Source organism: Mycobacterium sp. 852002-51152_SCH6134967 (assembly GCF_001667105.1).
GTDB lineage: Bacteria > Actinomycetota > Actinomycetes > Mycobacteriales > Mycobacteriaceae > Mycobacterium > Mycobacterium neumannii_A.
On the sequence record NZ_LZIK01000063.1, the window covers coordinates 238,651 to 259,859 of the forward strand.

General features: G+C 67.7%; 15 protein-coding genes. 7 read left to right on the top strand and 8 right to left on the bottom strand.

Going from position 1 to position 21,209, the window contains the following annotated elements; all coding sequences use genetic code 11:
- Positions 1–69 precede the first annotated feature (69 nt).
- Positions 70–972 (top strand): alpha/beta hydrolase, encoded by a 903-nt coding sequence (locus A5790_RS20015; protein ID WP_066848115.1) that lies wholly within the window; start codon positions 70–72, stop codon positions 970–972.
- A 1-nt stretch (position 973) separates the two neighbouring features.
- Here the strand turns inward: A5790_RS20015 and A5790_RS20020 are convergent, their stop codons facing one another.
- Genes A5790_RS20020 through A5790_RS20030 form a run of 3 tightly spaced genes read right to left on the bottom strand, consistent with a single transcriptional unit; the run spans position 974 to position 4,436 of the window.
- A complete protein-coding gene (locus A5790_RS20020) occupies positions 974–2,278 on the bottom strand; it encodes an amidohydrolase family protein (RefSeq protein ID WP_066848126.1) in 1,305 nt (434 codons plus the stop codon).
- Entirely contained in the window at positions 2,272–3,399 is a 1,128-nt protein-coding gene (locus A5790_RS20025) for a CoA transferase (RefSeq protein ID WP_066848137.1), read from the bottom strand. Before A5790_RS20025 ends, A5790_RS20020 begins: the two co-directional genes overlap by 7 nt.
- Before the next feature lie 44 nt (positions 3,400–3,443).
- Positions 3,444–4,436 (bottom strand): MaoC family dehydratase, encoded by a 993-nt coding sequence (locus A5790_RS20030; RefSeq protein WP_197696841.1) that lies wholly within the window; start codon positions 4,434–4,436, stop codon positions 3,444–3,446.
- A gap of 31 nt (positions 4,437–4,467) precedes the next feature.
- On the opposite strand from A5790_RS20030, the gene A5790_RS20035 reads away from it, so the two are divergent.
- Together A5790_RS20035 and A5790_RS20040 are read left to right on the top strand one after the other, a co-directional pair.
- Positions 4,468–5,616, top strand: a complete 1,149-nt coding sequence (locus tag A5790_RS20035) for an acyl-CoA dehydrogenase family protein (RefSeq protein ID WP_066848142.1) — start codon at positions 4,468–4,470, stop codon at positions 5,614–5,616.
- Positions 5,617–5,619: 3 nt separating this feature from the next.
- The gene (locus A5790_RS20040; protein WP_066848145.1) at positions 5,620–6,357 is read left to right on the top strand and encodes a GntR family transcriptional regulator; all 738 of its coding nucleotides are present in this window, start codon (positions 5,620–5,622) and stop codon (positions 6,355–6,357) included.
- On the opposite strand, the gene A5790_RS20045 is transcribed toward A5790_RS20040, so the two are convergent.
- The gene (locus tag A5790_RS20045; protein WP_066848146.1) at positions 6,354–7,241 is read right to left on the bottom strand and encodes an enoyl-CoA hydratase/isomerase family protein; all 888 of its coding nucleotides are present in this window, start codon (positions 7,239–7,241) and stop codon (positions 6,354–6,356) included. The genes A5790_RS20040 and A5790_RS20045 overlap by 4 nt on opposite strands.
- Positions 7,238–8,764 carry a fatty-acid--CoA ligase FadD4 gene (gene fadD4, locus A5790_RS20050; RefSeq protein ID WP_066848148.1) on the bottom strand — a complete coding sequence of 509 codons (1,527 nt, stop codon included), beginning with the start codon at positions 8,762–8,764 and terminating at the stop codon, positions 7,238–7,240. Before fadD4 ends, A5790_RS20045 begins: the two co-directional genes overlap by 4 nt.
- A 114-nt stretch (positions 8,765–8,878) precedes the next feature.
- Here fadD4 and A5790_RS20055 point away from each other — a divergent pair, with 114 nt between their 5' ends.
- A complete protein-coding gene (locus A5790_RS20055) occupies positions 8,879–11,524 on the top strand; it encodes an adenylate/guanylate cyclase domain-containing protein (protein ID WP_066848150.1) in 2,646 nt (881 codons plus the stop codon).
- Positions 11,525–11,551: 27 nt separating this feature from the next.
- On the opposite strand, the gene A5790_RS20060 is transcribed toward A5790_RS20055, so the two are convergent.
- From A5790_RS20060 to A5790_RS20070, 3 genes are all read right to left on the bottom strand, one after another.
- Entirely contained in the window at positions 11,552–13,378 is a 1,827-nt protein-coding gene (locus A5790_RS20060; protein WP_066848153.1) for a phosphoenolpyruvate carboxykinase (GTP), read from the bottom strand.
- A 155-nt stretch (positions 13,379–13,533) separates the two neighbouring features.
- Positions 13,534–15,093: a hypothetical protein gene (locus A5790_RS20065; RefSeq protein ID WP_066848160.1), complete on the bottom strand. Its 1,560-nt coding sequence runs from the start codon at positions 15,091–15,093 to the stop codon at positions 13,534–13,536.
- On the bottom strand, positions 15,090–16,097 hold the full coding sequence (locus A5790_RS20070; protein ID WP_369829804.1) for a hypothetical protein: 1,008 nt from the start codon (positions 16,095–16,097) through the stop codon (positions 15,090–15,092). Before A5790_RS20070 ends, A5790_RS20065 begins: the two co-directional genes overlap by 4 nt.
- A gap of 142 nt (positions 16,098–16,239) precedes the next feature.
- Here A5790_RS20070 and trmB point away from each other — a divergent pair, with 142 nt between their 5' ends.
- The 3 genes from trmB to A5790_RS20085 are packed head-to-tail and all read left to right on the top strand — an operon-like array spanning position 16,240 to position 21,198.
- Positions 16,240–17,022, top strand: a complete 783-nt coding sequence (trmB, locus tag A5790_RS20075) for a tRNA (guanosine(46)-N7)-methyltransferase TrmB (protein ID WP_082961815.1) — start codon at positions 16,240–16,242, stop codon at positions 17,020–17,022.
- Between the two features lie 52 nt (positions 17,023–17,074).
- On the top strand, positions 17,075–17,773 hold the full coding sequence (locus A5790_RS20080; protein WP_066848165.1) for an NYN domain-containing protein: 699 nt from the start codon (positions 17,075–17,077) through the stop codon (positions 17,771–17,773).
- 50 nt (positions 17,774–17,823) lie between these two features.
- Positions 17,824–21,198: an MMPL family transporter gene (locus tag A5790_RS20085; RefSeq protein WP_066848167.1), complete on the top strand. Its 3,375-nt coding sequence runs from the start codon at positions 17,824–17,826 to the stop codon at positions 21,196–21,198.
- The last annotated feature ends 11 nt before the right edge of the window (positions 21,199–21,209 follow it).

The window sequence follows — 21,209 nt, forward strand, 5'->3', positions numbered from 1 at the left end:
TTTATACAAGTCTGTTTGTATAAACAATATGGGGCACCCCTCGGCTGCCGGTGACGTAATACTTGTCGGGTGCCGTTCACCGACTTCCATCCCGACCTGCGCCGCGCCGCCCGCCTCGCCCCCAAGCAGGTGATCACACCCGCGACGCTGCCGATCGTGCGCATGGTGACCCGGCGCATGTGGCGCAAAGTGCCCCGCGATGTCGAGGCGCTGACCCTGCCGTCGGGAGTCGACGTCTGGCTGTACCGGCCGCCTGGGGGCATGCGAAAGGGCCCCGCGCTGTTGTGGATTCACGGCGGGGGTTATCTCATCGGCCATCCGGGCCAGGACAACGAGCTGTGCCGCCGGTTCGCCCGGCGCCTGGGGGTCACGGTGGCCTCCGTCGACTATAGGTTGGCGCCCGAATACGCCTACCCGGCCGCGGTGGAGGACTGCTATTCGGCGCTGAAGTGGTTGGTGGCGCTGCCGTCGGTGGACTCAAGCCGTGTCGCGATCGGGGGTGCCAGCGCAGGCGGCGGTTTGGCGGCCCAGTTGGCGCTGCTGGCGCGCGACCGCGGAGAGGTCACCCCATCGGCCCAGCTGCTGGTGTATCCGATGCTCGACGACCGCACCGTGGACCGCCGCGAACTGGACAACCCCGGGATTCGACTGTGGAACAAGTCGAGCAACAAGTTCGGCTGGGCGGCCTACCTCGGTGACGCCGATCCCGCCGTGGCCGTGCCCGCGCGCAGAAACGACCTGGCCGGCTTGGCGCCCGCGTGGATCGGGGCCGGAACGCTGGACCTCTTCCACGACGAGGATCTCGAGTACGCCGAACGACTCAAGGCCGCCGGAGTGCCGTGCGACGTCGAGATCGTCGAGGGCGCGTTCCACGGATTCGACGGCATCGCGCCCAAAGCCTCTGTTTCACAACAGTTCTTCGACAGTCAGTGCGCGATGCTACAGCGGGCGTTGGCACCCGCGGCCGCCTGAGTCACCCGCGGTCGAACACCACCTCGCCCGCGATCACGGTGGCGGCGACCATGTCCGATGCCAATGTCTCGAGCACGTCGCGCGGCGACGGTTCCAGCACCACCAGATCGCCCGGTTGGCCGGGCGCGACGGTTCGGCGCTGCAGCGGGTCATGCCCGGTACCGAAGAACATGCCGAGCGCTTCCAGCGCGGTGATGCGTTCGTCCGCGCCGAGCACCGCGCCGCTGCCGGTCATCCGTCGCACCGCGGCACGCATCGTCGCCCACGGGTCGCCCTCGCCGAACGGCATGTCGGTCGACAGCACGAGCGGCACGCCCGCACGCAACAGCGAAGCGACGCGCCACAATTCATGGTGTTCGCCGACGGGCACGTCGTCGAGGTACTGATCGCCGCGCTCGGCGACGAAGTTCGGCTGCGTCACCACGGTCACGCCGCTCGCGGCGAGGGCGCCGATGCCGTCGTCGGGCACGACGGATGCGTGCTCGATGCGGTCCCCCGGAAGCGTTCCGGTCGCCTGGAGCGCGGAGAGCGTGACAACGAGTTGTGCGGCGGTCACACAGTGCACGGCGACCGGTGCGCCCTCGCCGTGCCGCTCGGAGATCCACGAGGTGAGACCGTCGAGGCTGAGGTCGGTATCGTGCAGAATCCGCTTGCCCGGTGCGAGGCACAGCACGCGCTGGCGCAGTTCCCCGTGGCGGTGGGCCTCCAAAAGCCGCACTATGTCGTCGATCTCGAGGTCGGGGGTGGCGTCGGTGACGCCCGTGACGCCAAGGCCGCTGAGCCGCTCGCTCACCTCACCCAGACCGCTCTCGTTGCGCTGCAGACTATCCGACCAGGAGCGGTCGGCACTGCGCAAGCGTCCGTCGGGGTGGTCGGCCATTCCCACACGGACCAGTCCCGCCGAATTCAGCGTCCACAGCACACCGCTGCGGTGCTGCACGCGGACCGGGACCGACGGCGCCACCTCGTCGAGAACGGTGCGGACCAGGTGACCCGCGACCGCCTCGTGATAGCCCACCGCCCTGACCCAGCCATCGGCACCGGGCTTCGCATCCGCCAACGCACGGGCCAGTTCCGCCCGGTTGCGCACCTCGGCAGGACCGACCCGCACCGAGCGTAAAGCCGCTGCGGCGGAACGCAGATGGACATGGTGATCGTGCAGCCCCGGTATGACGGTGCGACCGGCCGCGTCGTAGACCGGCTCGCCGCGAATAGGCTCCAGCTCCGGCTCGACGGCGACGATCTTTTCGGCCACCCGGATGTCGACGGAAGTGCCGTCGAGAAGCGTCGCACGCTGGATCAGCAAGACGCGGGCCGTCGCTGGTCGATCAGCTGCTCCACTTCCTCGTTGTCCGCCCCGAGCGGTTGCGCGGCTGCCGACAGTTGCGGCGCTGCGCCACAGGGTGATTGGTCGTCCCGCGGTAGCTGCGCATAGGTGGCGGCGACGGCGGCCATCGACATCTCGATCAGCTCCCCTCCCCCGCTGCGCAACGACTGCGCGACGGCCAGCGCCGCCTCGAGCCCGGTCAGCGGGTCGGCGATCGCATCGGCGCAGAACTCCGGCTCGTCGGGCTCACCACAGACCAGGCCGCCCGACACGGCGGCGTCGTCGCCGAACGCGACCCAGTTGTCACGGTCACCGTCGGTGCCGTGGCCGGTGACCCGTAGCCACACCCGGCCTTCACGCGGCGCCACGTCAGTCGGGGAGAGCCCGCGACGAGCCAACGCCGCGGGCCGCGACGACTCGATCACGACGTCGGCGGCGGCCAGCAGCGCCCGCAAACCGGACGGTTCGTCGAAATCGACACTGTAGGAGAGTTTTCCGGCGTTAATCCAGTCGAAGAACGCTTGCGGTCCGTGACGGGCGCCGTCGGGTCGGGCGGCGCTCTCCACCTTGACCACGGTCGCACCCGCCGACGAGAGCAACCGCCCACACAGCGGCCCGGCCCACATCGCGGACAGGTCCGCGACCAGGAGGTCAGCAGGGCCTCGCGTCGCGGTGGCCGCACCGAACGGGTACACCCGCGGGGCCTCGGGCGGGGTCTCGGCGAGGCCCGCCGCCGGCAGGCCGAGCAACCGGGCGCGCTCGGTCATGTCGGCGCAGTCGTTCTCGGCGACCCAGTCCTGGACCGCCTGCCATGGATCGTCGACCTCGTCGGCCGATATCAGCGCGGGAACCGCGGCGATGTCGTCGGGCCTCGCCAACGTGAGGGCACACCAACTGTCATGGCTGCGCATCAGGCGCGTCGCGCCGCCCGCCGACACCTGACCGGCAGGCGAAAGGCCCAGCAGCGCAGCACGCCCGCCGATCAGCTCGGCGGCGTCGACCTCGACGCCGGTGAAGGTTGCGAAGGCGTCGGCTACCCGTCCGGCCCGGTCGAGCACGGCGGTGGGGACAGCCAACATCGTCGACGTCACGCTCCCCATTGTCGCCAACTTCACAACCGGGTGCCGCCGGGGGTGGGCGCGGCTCAGAATTGCAGCGCGGTGAAGCGCCAATCGAGCACGTTGCGATCCTGGTCATCGACCGCATACACCACCGACCGCACCGTCAGCACGCCACCGCGACCGTCCGCAAGCGGCTCGGCCTTCTCGATGTGCACCTCGCTGTAGAGCGTGTCCCCTTCGTACACCGGCCCGGTGTGATCGCAGGACTGCCAGCCGAGGACGGTGACAAGGTTGGGCAACAGCCGCGTCACCTGAGCCAGCGCCAGCCCGATCGTGTGGCCTCCGTAGACCAGCCGACGGTTGTTGACCCGCCAGTCGTGGTGTGTCGCAGCGATGTTCAACGTCAGTCGAGCCAGCTCGGGTGCGCTGCTCACCACGTCGCCGGTGCTGTGCAACACCGCCCCCGCGAATCCGGGATCGAAGTGGGCCCCAGGTACCTTCGCGCGGTAGGCCTCGGCGTCCCAGTCCGAGGTCGGATCGGGTACGGGCGGGGTCTCAGCGCCGATCGTCGACAGGTCGTCGGCGTGCCCCGTCTCGCCGGCACCGTCGCGCAGCGGCAGCATCGCGCAGCGGTGAAAATCGAGCACCAAGCGGCCGAGCTCGTCGACGGTCGTCATCCGCAGCGCGGCCAATCCGGTCCGCGCCCGGCCCGGCTTGACGGAGTTCTCCTTGAGTCCGACCACTTCGGTGCGGGTGAACAGGGTGTCGCCGATGACGGGGAACCGGTGAAAGACCAAGCCGCGGTAGAACAAATTGGCCTTCACCCGCTGGGTGACGAGCGTGGTCTGGCCGATCGCGACGTCACAGACCAGCGCCGGATGCGCCAGCGGACCGGCCGCACCGGTGACCGCCGTCGCCAACTCGCCGTCGAGCGCCAGCCGCAGACGATCGCCGACGATCGACTGATGCACCGCGGCCGCACCCGACGTCAACGTCATCGGCGGCGCGGTGTCGAAAACCTGCCCCACGTGCAGGTCGTCGAAGTACGGGCCGCTCACGGGAGCCCACTCTGGCATTGGGCCGCACAAAGTGTCAATATGGCCGTACATGAATGAGGAAGAGACGATGCTGGTCGCCACCGTGCGGGCCTTCATCGACCGCGAGGTCAAACCGCGAGTGCGCGACATCGAACACGCCAACGAATATCCCGAGGCGTGGATCGAGCAGATGAAGCAGATCGGCATCTACGGTTTGGCCATCCCGGAGGAATACGGCGGTTCGCCGGTGTCGATGCCCTGCTACGTCGAGGTGACCCAGGAGCTGTCCCGCGGCTGGATGAGCCTGGCCGGGGCGATGGGCGGACACACCGTCGTCGCCAAGCTGTTGGTGTTGTTCGGCACCGAGGAGCAGAAGCGCCGCTATCTGCCCCCGATGGCGACCGGCGAGATCCGCGCCACGATGGCGCTGACCGAACCTGGCGGCGGGTCCGATCTGCAGAACATGGCCACCACGGCGCTGCCGTCCGAAGGCGACGGCCTGACCATCAACGGATCGAAGACCTGGATTTCGAACGCGCGCAGATCCGGGCTGATCGCGCTGTTGTGCAAGACCGATCCGACGGCCACTCCGCGCCACAAGGGAATCTCGGTGGTTCTCGTCGAACAGGGCATGACGGGGTTGTCGGTGTCTCGGGACCTGCCCAAGCTCGGGTACAAGGGCGTCGAATCGTGTGAGCTGATTTTCGAGGACTGCCGGGTTCCGGCGTCGGCGATCCTCGGCGGAGAGCCGGGTAAGGGCTTCGCCCAGATGATGAAAGGCCTTGAGACGGGCCGTATTCAGGTCGCGTCACGGGCGCTCGGCGTGGCGACGGCCGCGTTGGAGGATGCGCTGCGGTACGCCCAGGAGCGCGAGAGCTTCGGGCAACCCATCTGGAAGCACCAGTCCATCGGCAACTATCTGGCCGACATGGCCACCAAGCTCACCGCCGCCCGCCAGCTGACGCGGTATGCCGCCGAGCGCTACGACAGCGGCGAACGCTGCGATATGGAGGCGGGGATGGCCAAGCTGTTCGCCTCCGAGGTCGCGATGGAGATCGCGCTCAACGCGGTCCGCATTCACGGCGGTTACGGCTATTCCACGGAGTACGACGTCGAAAGGTACTTCCGCGACGCGCCGCTGATGATCGTCGGCGAGGGCACCAACGAGATCCAGCGCAACGTCATCGCCTCGCAGTTGGTGGCACGAGGCGGCCTGTAGGCGATGAGGCCCGCGCCGGCGTACCAGACCCTGCGCGACCAGTTGCGCGAGCAGATCGCGGCCGGCCGCTACCGCGACGGAGCGCGGTTGCCGACGGAGTCGGAACTCGTTGCTGCTCATGGTCTGTCGAGACAGACTGTGCGCCGCGCGTTTCAGGACCTGGTGGCCGATGGTGTCGTGTACCGGGTGCCGGGTCGCGGGACGTACGCAAGCGGTTCGGGACGGCGCTACCTGCGCCAGTTCGGCTCGATCGAGGACCTGATGAGCCTGTCCGACGACACCACAATGGAGGTGCTCGGCGGACTGCGGCGTCGCGTGGACGTCGAGGCCGCCAGCAGGCTGCGACTCGACGACGACATCGTGTACACGGTGGTGTTCCGGCGGCTGCACGGCACCGACCCCAGGGTGCCGTTCGTACTGACCACGGTGCATCTGGCGCCGACAGTGGCAGCGGCGGTGGCGGACTCGCCGGAGTTGGCCGACGGGGCAGCCGGGACGCAGACCGTCATCGGACTGCTCGAGCCGCATCTGAGTGCACCGATCGTCGAAGCCGCACAGTCGATCACGGTCGCACCCGCCGATGCCGAGGTGGCAGACGCCGTCCTCTGCGAACCGGGGCATCCGATGTTGCGCGTCGACCGGTTGTACTCAGACGCGCAAGGCCGACCGATCGAGTTGTCGGTCAGCCATTTCCTGCCCGAGCAGTACACCTACCGGGTGACGTTGCGCCGCTCGGGCTAGTCAGCGATCTCGTCGACGAGCCCCCACCGCAACGCCGTCGGCGGATCGATGGTTCGGCCCGACAACACCAGATACGCTGTGCGCCAACGGCCGATCCGGCGAGTGATACTCACCGTTCCGCCTGCGCCGGGGATCAGCCCGAGGCTGAGTTCCGGCAACCCGAAAACGGCGCTCGGGCTCGACTCGATGTGGCCACAGAACGCCGCCATCTCCAATCCGCTGCCGAGCACCTGACCGTGGACTCGCGCGCGGCAGCGGTTGCCGAGCCGGTCGGTCAGCTCGGCCAGCACCAGCGCGGGGCTGTAGCGGGTGCGGGCGAAGTGTGCGTTCGCGGGATCGAGGAAGCTCCCGAACTCGGCGAGATCCCCACCGCTGCAGAACGACGGTCCGTTGCCGGACAGGACCACCTCGGTGACCGACGGGTCGACGCGCGCCACCTCGAGTGCCTCCAGCAGCGCGCCACGGGCGTCGGTGGAGAACGCGTTGTGCCGCCGCACCCGGTTGAACCGCACATAGACGGTGTCGTCGATGCGTTCGGCCACAACGGGATCGGGGATCTCGGGGACCTGCGAGGGTCCGCGCTCGTCGAGCCAACGCGCGAACTCCGGCCCTGCCTGCAGCGTGGAGTATGCCAGCGACTCGGTGATGACGCCGCCGAACGCGGGGGCGGCCGGGTCGACGGCACGAAGGACGTCGTCGCAGATGCCCGCGGCGTGCGGCCACTGGGCGCACCGCTCTGTCACTTCGGCGAGGGTGTCGGCCACGGAGGCCACGGTGACGACCCGGCTGTCGTCGGAGTCGTATTCCGACAAGGTGAATGTGGCGTCGTCAGTTGGCGTTTCGATCGCCACGACGATGCCCGACGGCAACTCGACGTGTGTCACGAGTACTTCTTGACCAGCTCCTGCTTGAGCATCTTGCCGGTCTCCGTACGTGGCAGTTGGGCCTCGAACGAGATGGACCGCGGACATTTGTAGTGCGCCAGGCGTTCACGCAGCCACTCGAGCAGTTCCTCGGCGAACTCGTCGGTCGCGTCGGCGGGCTCGACGGTCTGCACCACACCCTTGACACGCTGGCCCATCTCTTCGTCGTCAACCCCGAAAACCGCCGCGTCCAACACCTTCGGATGGGTGATCAACAGGTTCTCGGCCTCCTGCGGGTAGATGTTCACCCCGCCGGAGATGATCATGTGGTGCTTGCGGTCGGTGAGGAACATGTAGCCGTCCTCGTCGAGATAGCCCACGTCACCGACCGTCACCCACCCGTGCTTCTCACGCGACTCGGCCGTCTTCACCGGATCGTTGTGATAGACGAAACTCATTGGGCCCATGTCGAAATAGATCTGACCGGGCTCTCCCGGCGGCAGTTCCTCGCCGTCCTCACCGAGCACATGCGCCTCACCCAGCAGCGGCTTGCCCACCGAGCCCGGGTGGTTGAGCCAGTCCTCGGCGGTGATGAAGGTGATACCCGCGCCCTCGGAGGAGGAATAGTACTCATCGATGACCGGACCCCACCAGTCGATCATCTGCTTCTTGATGTCGACCGGACAGGGCGCGGCGGCATGTACGACTCTGCGGATGGACGAGAGGTCATACGAATCACGGATTTCGGCCGGCAGTTTGAGCATGCGAACGAACATGGCGGGCACGAACTGCCCGCTGGTGACCCCGTACTTCTGGATGGCTATCAGCGCCTCCTCGGGCTCGAACTTCCGCATGATCACCGTGGTAGCGCCCATGGCCTGCGCGGACATCGTCCACATACACGGCGCGGTGTGATACAGCGGCGCCGGGCTGAGATACACCGAATCACTGTCCATCTGGATGGCCATCAACAGGGCGGACAGCATATTGCCGGCCTGCGAGGGGGAGACATGGGGCAGCTCGCGCCGAATCCCCTTGGGGCGTCCGGTGGTTCCCGACGAGTACTGCAGCAGGTCACCCTCGATCTCGTCGGGGATGGGGGTTTCCGGGTGATCGGCGACGCATTCCGGATAGCGCTGCCAGCCGTCGAGGTTGTCGTCGGCGATGAGCAGCAGCTCCGGTAGTCCGTTGGGCAGGTGCTCTTCCAGCTCCTCGCACACCTTGAGCATCGCCTGCGATCCGATGACTGCCTTGGCGCCACTGTTGTCGACGATGTAGGCCGCCTCGACTGCGGTCAGGTGCGTGTTGATCACCGCGTAGTACAGACCGCTGCGCCGGGCCGCCCACATGACGACGTGCAGATGTTCGTTGTTCTCCATCAGGACAGCGACGGTGTCCCCTTCCACCAGCCCCGACTGCCGGAAGTGGTGGGCCAACCGGTTGGCGCGCGCCTCGAGCTCACCGAACGTCACCGTGGTGCCACTGGGATGCATGATGACGGCGGGTTTGTCGGGCGTCGCCTCGGCATGTTCGCGGATCTGCATGGGCTGACTCTACGATGCGCCGAGTTGACAGGTGTCAAGTGGTCGATTCTGCCCTTTCCCGCCCTGACCGACTTAGCATGAATCCGCAGGCTATGGGGGTGCGGCGGTGACCGGATGAATGGCGGGCTCCAAGCGGCACCCTCCGGCGTTGTCACCTTCCTGTTCACCGACATCGAAGGGTCGACCCGACGTTGGGAAGCCGACGCCGATGCGATGCGGCGCGCCCTGGCCTCCCACGACGACACGATGCGTCATGCGGTGGAGGTGCACGACGGCTGGTTGTTCAAGCACACGGGCGACGGCATCTGTGCGGCGTTCTCCTCGCCACGTCAAGCGGTGGATGCGGCCGTCGATGCTCAACGGTCGCTGCACCTGCCGGTGCGGATGGGCATCGCAACGGGCGAAGCCGAATGTCGGGAGGGCGACTATTTTGGCGCGGTGTGCAACCGCACCGCGCGCCTGATGGCGGTCGGCCACGGCGGACAGCTCCTGATCGACCGGACGACGGCCGATCTCGTCTCCGGAGTCGACCTCGTCGCCCTCGGTCCACGGCGGCTACGCGACATCGCCAGGCCCGTCGACGTCTTCCAGGTCGTGGCAGAAGGACTGCGGTCGGAATTCCCGCCGCTGCGCACGCTCGACATCGCCTCGGGCAACCTGCGGCTTCCGACCACGAGCCTCATCGGACGGGAAGCCGAACTCGGCGAGCTGGAGGCGATCGTACGCAAGCACCGCATCATCACGCTGACCGGCGTTGGCGGAGTGGGCAAGACACGTCTTGCCTTGGAGGTTGCCTCACGGCTCGCGTCCGAGTTCGCCGACGGGGTCTTTGTCATCGAGCTCGCACCGGTGGGCGATCCCAACGCGATACCCGAAGCAGCGGCCGCCGCGTTGGGCGTCAGTCAGCAACCGGGTCTCACCGTGGCGCAAAGTCTCGCCACCGCGTTGGAAGGCCGGCGCCGCTTGCTCGTGTTCGACAACTGCGAACACGTTCTCGACACCGCTGCCGAAATAATCGAACTGATCTGCGCCACCTCGTCGACCGTGAAGATCCTCGCCACCAGTCGAGAAGGACTGCGCCTGGCGGATGAGCAACTCTGGCCTGTGCCGTCGCTCGACATCGACTCCAGTGCCGTCGCGCTCTTCACCGAACGAGCTCAAGCCGTCACGCCCGAAGTGGAGATTCCAGTGCCCGTCGTCGAAGAGATCGCGAAGCGACTCGACGGGATCCCGCTGGCCATCGAACTAGCGGCTTCCCGTATGCAGTCGATGACCGTGTACGAACTTAACGACCGTCTCGACGACAGATTCCGCCTGCTCGTGGGGTCCCGCCGAGGGCTGGAACGCCACCAGACGCTTCGCCACGCGGTGCAGTGGTCATACGACCTGTTGGCTGATATCGAAAAGCGGTTACTGATGCGGTGTTCCGTATTCGCCGGCACATTCGACCTCGCTGGCGCGAGCGCGGTGATGGGCGACGACGACGACCTTGCGACTCTCGACATACTCGATGCGTTGGTGCGCAAATCACTTGTGGTGGCCGACCGAACGACGAGCCGAACCCGCTTCTCGATGTTGGAGACAATCCGGCAGTTCAGCGAGGAGCAGTTGGTCGCTGCCGGCGACGCCGGTGAAGTGCGGGCGGCTCACGCCCGCTACTTCGCCAGGTGCGGAGAGGCCATGCTCACACTGTGGGATGGTCCGCGTCAGTCAGAGACGTACGACTGGTTCAATCGAGAACTGGCGAATCTGCGCACCGCGTTTCGGCGGGCGCTGGACGGTGACGCTCTGGATGATGCAACGGCGATCGCTTTCCACGCCGGGGTATTCGGGTTGTGGCTGCAAAATTTCGAACCGGTCGGATGGGTCGAGGAAGTGTTGCCCGCCGCACAAGCCGCTGAGCACCGACGCCTGGCCCAGCTGTATACGATTGCGGTGAACTGCTATTCGATCGGGCGGAGCAGCGATTCCCTACGGTATGTCGACGCCGCTCAGCACGCCATCGACAACGGCCGGTATGACGACGTCCCGTACGGATTGACGGCGTCGGTCGGCGGTGCCTACATCGCGACCGGACAACCGCAGCGGTGGGTCGAGTTCTGCCGGCGCGTCCTCTTCAAAGAACGCGATCCCCTACTCTACGTCCGAACGTGTCTGGCAATCGCCCTCACGGTCAGTGGAGAGGTCGACGAAGCTCGAGCGGTCGCCGAAAGCTTGCGCAACGTCGACGCCGAGACAGCGAATCCAGCTGTGGCAAGCTGGGCCTTGTTCGGCTACGGCTTCAGCCATCTCGACGCCGACGGCACCGACACATACCTAGCGCTCCGCCGCGGCGTTGATCTCGCGCGAGAAAGCGGCAACCGTCTGGTCGAGTCGCTGCTTGCGTCGAGCATGTCCAAAGTCGCTGCCGACCACGGGGATCCCGCCGAGGCCTTCGAGTTCTTCTCCCTGGCCATCCGCAACTTCTTCGATTCGGGTAGCTACCCGGTGATGCATACGCCGCTCGCCGTCCTGGCCACCTATTTCGACAAACTGGGTTTTTATACGCAGGCGGCGACGCTCATCGGTTTCGCTGACAATCCGTTCGCAAGGGCCTCCACTGTTGCCATGGAGGAAGCCATCGCTCACCTTCGTGCAGTATTGGGCGATAAGCGATTCGACGAGTTGGCCGAAGCCGGAGCCGCTATGACGAACGCCGCGATGGCGAGGTACGCCCTCGACCAGATCGAGGCAGCGCGCGCGAAACTGTCTGACGCTTAGGTCCCGGCGAGCAATTTCTCGCGAGTGCTACTCGGCTTCGGCCAACCGGTGCTTGAGCGCGTCGAACTCGTCCTTGATGCCGGTGGGCAGCTTCTCGCCGACGAACTCGAACCACTCCTCGATGAGTGGCAGCTCCTGGCGCCACTCGTCGACGTTCACCTCCAGCGCGGCGTCCACATCGGCGGCGTCGACATCCAGACCCGACAGGTCGAGATCCTCGGCCGTGGGCACGATGCCGATCGGCGTGGTGCGGCCGCCTGCCTTCTGCTCGATGCGGTCGATGATCCACTTCATCACGCGGCTGTTCTCGCCGAAGCCCGGCCATAGGAAACGGCCGTCGTCGCCGCGGCGGAACCAGTTGACGAAGAAGATCTTCGGCATCTTCGACTCGTCGGACTGCTTGCCGATGTCGATCCAGTGCGCGAAGTAGTCGCCGACGTTGTAGCCCAGGAACGGCAGCATGGCCATCGGGTCGCGGCGGACGGTGCCGACCTTGCCCTCGGCGGCGGCAGTCTGCTCGGAACCGAGCGTGGCACCGATGAACACGCCGTGCTGCCAGTCGCGGGCCTGCGTCACCAGCGGCACCGTGGTCTTGCGACGGCCGCCGAACAGGATCGCCGAGATCGGCACACCCTGCGGGTCATCCCATTCCGGCGCCAGCGTCGGGCACTGCGAGATCGGGGTGCAGTAGCGCGAGTTCGGATGCGCGGCTTTGTCCGGCGACCCCGGTTCCCAATCGCGACCCTTCCAGTCGATCAGGTGCTGCGGGTCGCCCTCGAGGCCTTCCCACCACACGTCGTTGTCGTCGGTCAGCGCGACGTTGGTGAACACGGTGTTGCCGGCCTCGATGGTCTTCATCGCGTTCGGGTTGGAGTCCCAGTTCGTGCCGGGCGCGACGCCGAAGAAGCCGAACTCGGGGTTGACCGCGTACAGGCGGCCGTCCTTGCCGAACCGCATCCAGGCGATGTCGTCACCGACGGTCTCGGCCCGCCAACCCGGCAGCGTGGGCTGCAGCATCGCGAGGTTGGTCTTACCGCACGCCGACGGGAAGGCCGCGGCGACGAAGTACGCCTTGTTCTCCGGTGAAATCAGCTTGAGGATCAGCATGTGCTCGGCGAGCCAGCCCTCGTCGTGGGCGATCGCCGAGGCGATCCGCAGCGCGTAGCACTTCTTGCCCAGCAGCGCGTTGCCGCCGTAACCCGAACCGTAGCTCCAGATCTCGCGGGTCTCCGGGAAGTGGGTGATGTACTTCGTGTCGTTGCACGGCCACGGCACGTCCTTCTGCCCCGGCTCCAGCGGCGCGCCGATCGAATGCAGCGCCTTGACGAAGAAGCCGTCGTCGCCGATCTTGTCCAGCGCGGCCTTACCCATCCGGGTCATCGTGCGCATCGACACCACGACGTACTCGGAGTCGGTGATCTCGACGCCCAGCTTGGGGTCTTCGGCACCGAGCGGACCCATGCAGAACGGGATGACGTACATGGTGCGGCCACGCATGCAGCCGCGGTACAGATCGGTCATGATGCCGCGCATCTCGGCGGGGTCTTTCCAGTTGTTGGTAGGACCGGCGTCGATTTCGCGCTCAGTGCAGATGAAGGTCCGCGATTCAACGCGGGCCACGTCGGACGGGTCGGACAGCGCGAGGTACGAGTTCGGCTTCTTCTTGTCGTCAAGCCTCTTGAAGGTGCCCGCCGCCACCAACTGATCGCACAGTCGGGCGTTCTCTTCGTCAGAGCCGTCGGTGAAAACCACGCGGTCGGGCTGCGTCAGCTCGGCGACCTCTTGAACCCAAGCGAGCAGACCCTTGTGCTTCGTCGGTGCGGTGTCCAAACCCGGGATGGTCGCTGCGGTCATGAAAATCTCCTGTGTCTGTTGCTGCCAGGCCCCAAGGCTCCGTATGCGCCACCCAGACAGGGACAGGCGGCGCTGCGGTCTCCCTATACCGAGGTTATCGCGGGTGGGAAGCCCGCGGTGAATCGGGAGTGTGTCCGATCACTCACAGGAACGATTCAGAAGCCTGTTTCACAGGCGTTTTGCGCCCCGGGCGCCGTGAGTTGACGTGTGTCAACCGTATAAATCGGTATCCCCGATCCGTAGGGGCCGTCCGCCGAGCTCCTCGCCGGATCCGCACGCCCGTACAAATCGGCGCGAACGGCGTCGAGTGCCCGCTGCAGCGACGGCAGCCTGCGGTCACGCTCGGCGGCGGCCCGTGCGGTCTCGAGCGCGTGCTGGCGCAGTTCGGCGTCGATCGCGGCGATCCGTTTCGCTGCGGTGGCGGCCTCGCGTTCGTCCCGGGTGGCCAGCTCCGATGCCAGCGCGCTCTCGGCGGCCAGCACCCGCGTCGCCACACGTTCGTCGAGCGCCGCCTTGATCGTGCCGGTGACGTCGGTGAGCCAGCGGTCCAGTACCGCCCGGTCCTGCAGCACCCCGCGGATGCCGACCACCCACACGGTCAGCACCAGCCCCACCAGACCACCGGCCACCAGACCGGCAACGGTCAGACCGGGGGCCAGGCCGGTGAACAGTCGGGTGACCGCCAGCGCCACCCCCAGACCGAAGCCGGCGCCGAGGATCATCGTCAGCTGCGTCTCCAGCCGCCGCGACGTCAACCGCGGCGGGGCGATCTCCGGGACCGCCGGCGCGTCGGACACCGCCGGAGCCGTCAATCCGACCTGGGCCGCCACGTCGGCCAGCTGCGCGGTGACGCCCTGCTCAACCTCTCCGACGACCACGCCGAGACGTTCCCGCACCCGCGATTCGAAGTCCGCGAGTGCCCTGCGGCCCAGCGCGGACGCGTCCTCGGCGAGTTCGGCCCGCACCGACGTGCAGCGGTTACGCGCCAGGTACCCCAACTGGACACGGGCCTGCTGGATCTGGGTGCGCAGGGCGATGCTGCGTTCGGATTTCGCGACGCGCCGATTGCGCACGATGTCGTCGCGACTCTGGTGCAGCGCCGCGACGCGGGCGCGTCGATGGGCGCCCTCGCCGTCGGTGCGGTATTGGCTTATCACCGACTCGAGCCGAGTCTCCCACGCCCGCAGGCGGTTCCGTCGCGCCAGCTCGGGGTCGGTCAGCCGCTGCCGGAGCAGGCCCAGGAGTTCGTCGACGCGCGGCTCCCCCAGATCGGGTGCGGCCGCCGCCCCCGCCCACGGCACGGGGGCGTAGCGCGGCGACCGGTCGGCCAGCATCGCGCGATCAGCAGCCAGCACCTCGCGCCAGTTGCGGTGCGTGTCGATCTTCGACACCACACCGACCACCAGATCGGTATGGCGTGAGACCAAATCGATGAGCTCACAGTCGGATTCGGTCAGCGGCGAGACCGCCGACACGACGAACACCACGGCGGCGGGCGCTTCGGACTGGGTGAGATCATCCGCCTCGACAAAGGTGTGCTCGGGCATCCGCTCCCGAAGCGCCGCGGCCACGCTGGTGCTGCCTGCCAGCCAGGGACCCGTCACCAGCACGACGTCGCGGGCGCGCACCGCAGGCGGGGCGAGTCTGGGTTCGATGTCGGCGACCACCGCATCGGCCGCCGCGAGTTGATCGGTGCTCGTAACGTCCGCCGTCATCGCGACCGCCCGAGCAGGCGAAGCGAACCGCGGCTGATGTCGGCGGCGCAGGTCCGGTGCAACGCGTTGACGGGACCGTTGCCGTACCGCCGCCACTGGGCGGCGCGGCGCAGATGAGCGTCCGCGTCGTCGCCCCGGTCGACTCGCGCGCCCGCGGCCTCGACGACGTCCACCGCCGCCGTCATCGCCGCGAGGACGGCGTCGTCGGCCGCCAACAGGTCACCTAACCGTGGATCGTCCGATTGCGTTGCCAGCGCGCGTAACTGGGCCACCGCGGTATGCAGCTTCCGGTACCGCAGCGGTGCACCCGCCGCATCGATGTGCTCGATGACCCGGTCGAGCTGGCTGAGCTTGCGCAGGTGGTTCGGCAGCGAATCGACGCTCGCGCCCCGGTCCAGCGCGAGCACCGCGTGGGCGATGCCGAACCGGTCCAGCGTGCCCAGCAGCCGCTCGCGTACCTCGTGCGGCAGCGGATGGGGCGCCTCCACGAACGCGTCGGTCGACGACACGTCGGCAGGCTCGGCGAGCAGAGTCCGCAGCGCATCGAGCAGTTCGCCGGTCAGATTCACGTCGGTGAGCAGCGCGACCATCGGCACCGTCGGCAGCCCGGTCAAGGCCCGACACCGCGCGGCCCGGTGATACGCCTGCGCCATCGGCCCCGCCCCGCCGAAGCCAGTGAGGTCGGCCTTGTTGAGGACGACGACGGCGGGCCTGCCGGACCCGTCGAGAAGCGCCCGGTCCTCGGGTTTGAGGGCTTCGGCGATCACAAGCACGTCGACGTCGGCGACACCGTCGGGTGAGACCCCGACCCCCGCGGCAGTCAACGCCGCCGCCACCGTCGCGCGGCCGACACCCTCGCGACCCCGCACCGCGACCCGCGTCGGCGCGCACAGGCGCCGGACGATCGCCGTCAGCCGCGGATCGCGGCGCTCTTCACAGATTTGCAGCAGCGCGTCGACGAAAATCTGGTGACCTTCCCCTTGTCGTGGGCGCGGCGACCTCACCCCGGGTCCGCCTCCGACGATCGTGACACCTCACACAGCGTCGTGGGAGCGGCCGTGCCTGCTCCTGGGGATAGCCGCCGATACCAGCCGAAGGCAACTGTTGGGTATCAATCTGTACCACGATGCGGGTACTCCACTGTCGATGAGCGACCATGGACGAATGCAGCTGCCCGGGCCCGACGTCGCCGAGGGGTCGACTTCGGGACCCGAGGCTTCCCGTCCACCGGCCGGCCAGCAGCACCGCTATCCCCGCGTCACCAGCTTCCGCACGCGGCGTACCACACTGTCTGCCGCGCAGCAGGCCACGTGGAATCGGCTGTGGCCCGAGATCGGCATGCAGGCGCGCGACGGCGATGTCCCCGCTCCGTTGGTGGACACCGACTCGTGGTTCGGGCGCTCGGCGCCTGTGGTGGTGGAGATCGGCTGCGGGGCCGGAACCTCGACGCTGGCGATGGCCAAGGCCGAGCCTGATCTCGACGTCGTCGCGGTCGAGGTGTACCGCCGGGGACTGGCCCAGCTGCTGTCCGGCATCGAACGCGAGGGAGTGCCCAACATCCGGCTCGTGCGCGGCGACGGCGTCGACGTGCTGCAGCACATGTTCGGACCCGGTTCACTGACCGGTGTGCGGGTCTTCTTCCCCGATCCGTGGCCCAAGGCGCGCCACCACAAGCGTCGGCTGCTGCAGCCGGCCACCGTCGCGTTGATCGCCGACCGGCTGCGCCCCGGCGGCGTCCTCCACGCGGCGACGGACCACGCCGGGTACGCCGAGCAGATCGCCGAGGTCGGCGACGCGGAGCCGCGGCTGCGCCGGGTGAGCCCGTCCGACGCGCTTCCGATCTCCGTCGAACGACCGGTCACCAAATACGAAGGCAAGGCGCAGCACGCCGGCAGCGCAGTCGCCGAACTGCTGTGGGAGAGAACGTGATGTGGGGGTACCGCCCGCTTGCGGGTAACGCCTACGGGGAGAGCAGACGATCATGAGCCTCACCGAGGACATCGGTCAGATCGAGGATGTGGCGCCACCCGAGACGCCGACCCCGGCCGAGGCGACGGCCCGCGTACTGCTGGTCTGGGACGCGCCGAACCTCGACATGGGGCTCGGCTCGATCCTGGGCGGCAGGCCGACGGCCGCGCACCGGCCGCGCTTCGACGCGCTGGGCCGCTGGCTGCTGACGCGCACCGCCGAGCTGTCCGCCGGGCGTCCCGAGGTTTCACTGGAGCCGGAGGCCACGGTCTTCACCAACATCGCACCCGGCAGCGCCGACGTCGTCCGGCCGTGGGTGGAGGCGCTGCGCAACGTGGGGTTCGCGGTCTTCGCCAAGCCGAAGATCGACGAGGACAGCGACGTCGACAGCGACATGCTGGACCACATCGCGCTGCGCCGCGGCGAGGGTCTGGCCGGTCTGCTGCTGGCTTCGGCCGACGGGCAGGCCTTCAAACAACCGCTGGAAGAAATCGCCCGTGACGGCATCCCCGTCCAGGTGCTCGGATTTCGCGAACATGCGAGCTGGGCGCTAGCGTCGGATACCTTGGAGTTCGTCGACCTGGAGGACATCCCTGGTGTTTTCCGGGAGCCGCTACCGCGAATCGGCCTCGATTCGCTGCCCGAGCAGGGGGCATGGTTGCAGCCGTTCCGGCCGCTGTCCTCGCTATTGACCTCGCGGGTCAACAACTGAACCGCTCAGGGGTCGCCATCGACTTCGAGAAAATCGAGTAAGGAGCTTACGTGTTCGCCTGGTGGGGTCGAACGGTGTACCGATATCGATACATCGTCATCGGCGTCATGGTCGCGCTCTGCCTCGGTGGCGGCATCTTCGGGATCAGTCTCGGCAATCACGTCACCCAGAGCGGCTTCTACGACGAAGGCAGCCAGTCGGTCCACGCATCGGTGGTGGCCGACGAGGCCTTCGGTCGCGACCGGACCAGCCACGTGGTGGCGATCCTCACCCCGCCCGACGGGGAAAAGGTCGACAACCCGCAGTGGCAGCGTGACGTCGTCGGCGAACTCGACACCTTCGTTAAGGACCATCCCGACCAGGTGGTGAGCTGGGTCGGCTGGCTGCGGGCGCCCGACGCCGCGAACGCGACCGTCCAGCAGATGAAGACCAGCGATCTGTCGAAGACATTCGTGAGCATCCCCCTGCAGGGCAACACCGACGACGAGATCCTGAAGAACTACCAGGCCGTCGAATCGGACCTGCAGCAGCTCAACGACGGCCGCATCGAGTTGGCCGGCCTGAACCCGCTGGCCAGTGAACTGACCGGCAGCATCGGCGAGGACCAGCGGCGCGCCGAGGTCGCGGCCATCCCGCTGGTCTGTGTGGTGCTGTTCTTCGTCTTCGGTGGCGTCGTCGCCGCCGCCCTTCCCGGCCTCATCGGCGGTCTGACGATCGCCGGCGCGCTGGGCATCATGCGCCTGCTCGCGGAGTTCATGCCGGTGCACTTCTTCGCCCAGCCAGTGGTGACGCTGATGGGCCTCGGTATCGCGGTGGACTACGGCCTCTTCATGGTGAGCCGGTTCCGTGAGGAGATCGCCGAGGGCTACGACACCGAGGCGGCGGTCCGCCGCACCGTGATGACGTCGGGCCGCACGATCATGTTCTCGGCGGTCATCCTGGTGGCGTCGTCGGTGCCGCTGCTGCTGTTCCCGCAGGGGTTCCTGAAGTCGATCACCTACGCGATCATCGCCTCGGTCATGCTGGCCGCGATCCTGTCGGTGACGGTGCTGGCCGCCGCGCTGGCCCTGCTCGGGCCCAACGTCGACGCGCTCGGGGTGCGCACGCTGCTGCGGTTCACCAAACCCTATCCGGCCCCGTCGCCCTCGGAGACCACCGACCGCACCAACCCGCTGGCGATCGCTTCGATCCCGCTCGGTGTGCTCGTACCGTTCGCCGCGATTCCCGTCGGGCACATCGCCAGAGCGCAGATCCGACGGACCTATGACAAGGGCGCCAACTACGCCCTGATCGGCCTGGTGCTGGGCTATGTCGGTTCGTTCGCCTGGATTTTCGTCGGCCTGTTCTCCGCGAAGGACACCCTCGGCACGGGAATCTTCTGGCTGTTGATGGCCATCGCCGTGTTCGTGGCGGGCACCATCCTGGTGCTGTCGGCGGCGAGCATGAGCCCGCTGGTCCGCAAGCCGACGGTGTGGTGGCTGAACTGGCTGGCGGAGAAGACCCAGAAGACCAAGACCCGCGCCGAGGTCGAGAAGGGTTTCTGGGGCAAGCTGGTCAACCGGGTGATGAAGCGGCCGATCGCGTTCGCCGCACCCATCGTCATCGTGATGATCCTGATGATCATCCCGCTGGGTCAGCTCTCGCTCGGCGGCATCAGCGAGAAGTATCTGCCGCCGGACAACGCCGTGCGCCAGGCGCAGGAGGCGTTCGACAGGTCGTTCCCCGGTTTCCGCACCGAACCCCTGACGCTGGTGATCGAGAACGACGACGGCGAACCGGTCACCGATCAGCAGGTCGCCGAGATCCGCAGCAAGGCGTTGACGATCCCGGGGTTCATCCAACCCGAGGACGACCCGACCAAGATGTGGCAGCCGCGTCCGTATCAGGACGGCGGCTCGCAGGACCCCTCGGTCCGGGTGATCCAGAACGGCCTGGTGAACCGTAACGACGCGGCGAAGAAGGTCGAGGAACTCCGCGCCATCGTGCCCCCGCGCGGGTTGTCGATCTCGGTCGGTGGCACCCCGGCGTTGGAACAGGACAGCATTCACAGCCTGTTCGACAAGCTCCCGCTGATGGTGACCATCCTCATCGTCACGACGACGATCCTGATGTTCCTGGCGTTCGGATCAGTGGTGTTGCCGATCAAGGCCGCGGTGATGAGCGCGCTCACGTTGGGTTCGACGATGGGCGTGTTGACGTGGATGTTCGTCGTGGGTCACGGCTCCGGGCTGATGAACTACACGCCGCAGCCGCTGATGGCGCCGATGATCGGGTTGATCATCGCGGTCATCTGGGGTCTGTCGACCGACTACGAGGTCTTCCTGGTGTCGCGCATGGTCGAGGCCCGGGAGCGCGGTCTGTCCACCGCCGAAGCCATCCGCGTCGGCACCGCGACCACCGGCCGGTTGATCACCGGTGCGGCGTTGGTGCTCGCTGTGGTCGCAGGGGCGTTCGTGTTCTCCGATCTGGTGATGATGAAGTACCTGGCGTTCGGGTTGCTGATCGCGCTGCTGCTCGACGCCACCATCGTCCGAATGTTCCTGGTGCCGGCCGTGATGAAGCTTCTCGGCGACGACTGCTGGTGGGCGCCGCGGTGGATGAAGCGCATCCAGGAGCGCCTCGGCCTCGGTGAGACCGAGCTGCCCGATGAACGCAAGCGTCCAGCGGTGCGCGAGACCGCCGAGGACCCCGATGCGCTGGTCGGTGCCGGCGCACCGGTGCCGCCTCGGCCGCGCCCGCCGCACGATCCGACGCACCCCGCCGTCTCGGGCCCGCGTCCCGGCGCGACCCGCGCGGTGCCGCAGCGGGTCCCGTCGGCCACCGGCACGACACGCATCCCCAGCACGACCACGCCACCCGCCGCACCGGCCGACGAACCGCAGACCACACGGTTGTCGATCGCGAAGAACGCCGTTCGCAACGCGGTGAGCAACGCCGCGGCGACGGCGCGACAGGCCGCCCGGCCACCGGCGCCGCCCGCCCCGCCCGCACCCGCTCCGGCGGCTCCGCGTCCGGGTGGGGGCCGCCCGCCGCGGGAGGAACGCGAAATCGAGTCGTGGCTGGGCGAACTGCGCGGCACCGGCACACCGCCCACCCCGCCGGCGCCCGCCCCGCAACGGCCGTCGGCCGAACCCACCAGGGCGATGCCGACCGCGCCGGAAGGCCGGGGACAGCGCCCGCGAGTGGCGCCTCCGACACCCGGCAACGAGCCGACCACGGCGATCCCGACACCGCGGTCACAACCGACCGACCCCGAGCCCACGCAGGACCCCGACGCGACGACCGCCATCCCCACCCCGGGCAAGCAGGGCGACGACGCCGAAGCGGCGACCGAGAAGCTCAACACCCGCGAGGATGACGAGCGTCAGCGCCGCGGCGGCGGCGTCAGCGCACAGGACCTGCTGCGGCGCGAAGGCCGGCTGTAGGACGCTTCGTC

Coding starts and splice junctions, on each gene's coding strand:
- A5790_RS20025 (WP_066848137.1), bottom strand. CDS start 3,399: ATGGGGAGCGTGACGTCGACGATGTTGGCTGTCCCCACCGCCGTGCTC.
- A5790_RS20030 (WP_197696841.1), bottom strand. CDS start 4,436: ATGCCAGAGTGGGCTCCCGTGAGCGGCCCGTACTTCGACGACCTGCAC.
- A5790_RS20035 (WP_066848142.1), top strand. CDS start 4,468: ATGAATGAGGAAGAGACGATGCTGGTCGCCACCGTGCGGGCCTTCATC.
- A5790_RS20040 (WP_066848145.1), top strand. CDS start 5,620: ATGAGGCCCGCGCCGGCGTACCAGACCCTGCGCGACCAGTTGCGCGAG.
- fadD4 (WP_066848148.1), bottom strand. CDS start 8,764: ATGCAGATCCGCGAACATGCCGAGGCGACGCCCGACAAACCCGCCGTC.
- A5790_RS20055 (WP_066848150.1), top strand. CDS start 8,879: ATGAATGGCGGGCTCCAAGCGGCACCCTCCGGCGTTGTCACCTTCCTG.
- A5790_RS20060 (WP_066848153.1), bottom strand. CDS start 13,378: ATGACCGCAGCGACCATCCCGGGTTTGGACACCGCACCGACGAAGCAC.
- A5790_RS20065 (WP_066848160.1), bottom strand. CDS start 15,093: ATGACGGCGGACGTTACGAGCACCGATCAACTCGCGGCGGCCGATGCG.
- trmB (WP_082961815.1), top strand. CDS start 16,240: ATGAGCGACCATGGACGAATGCAGCTGCCCGGGCCCGACGTCGCCGAG.
- A5790_RS20080 (WP_066848165.1), top strand. CDS start 17,075: ATGAGCCTCACCGAGGACATCGGTCAGATCGAGGATGTGGCGCCACCC.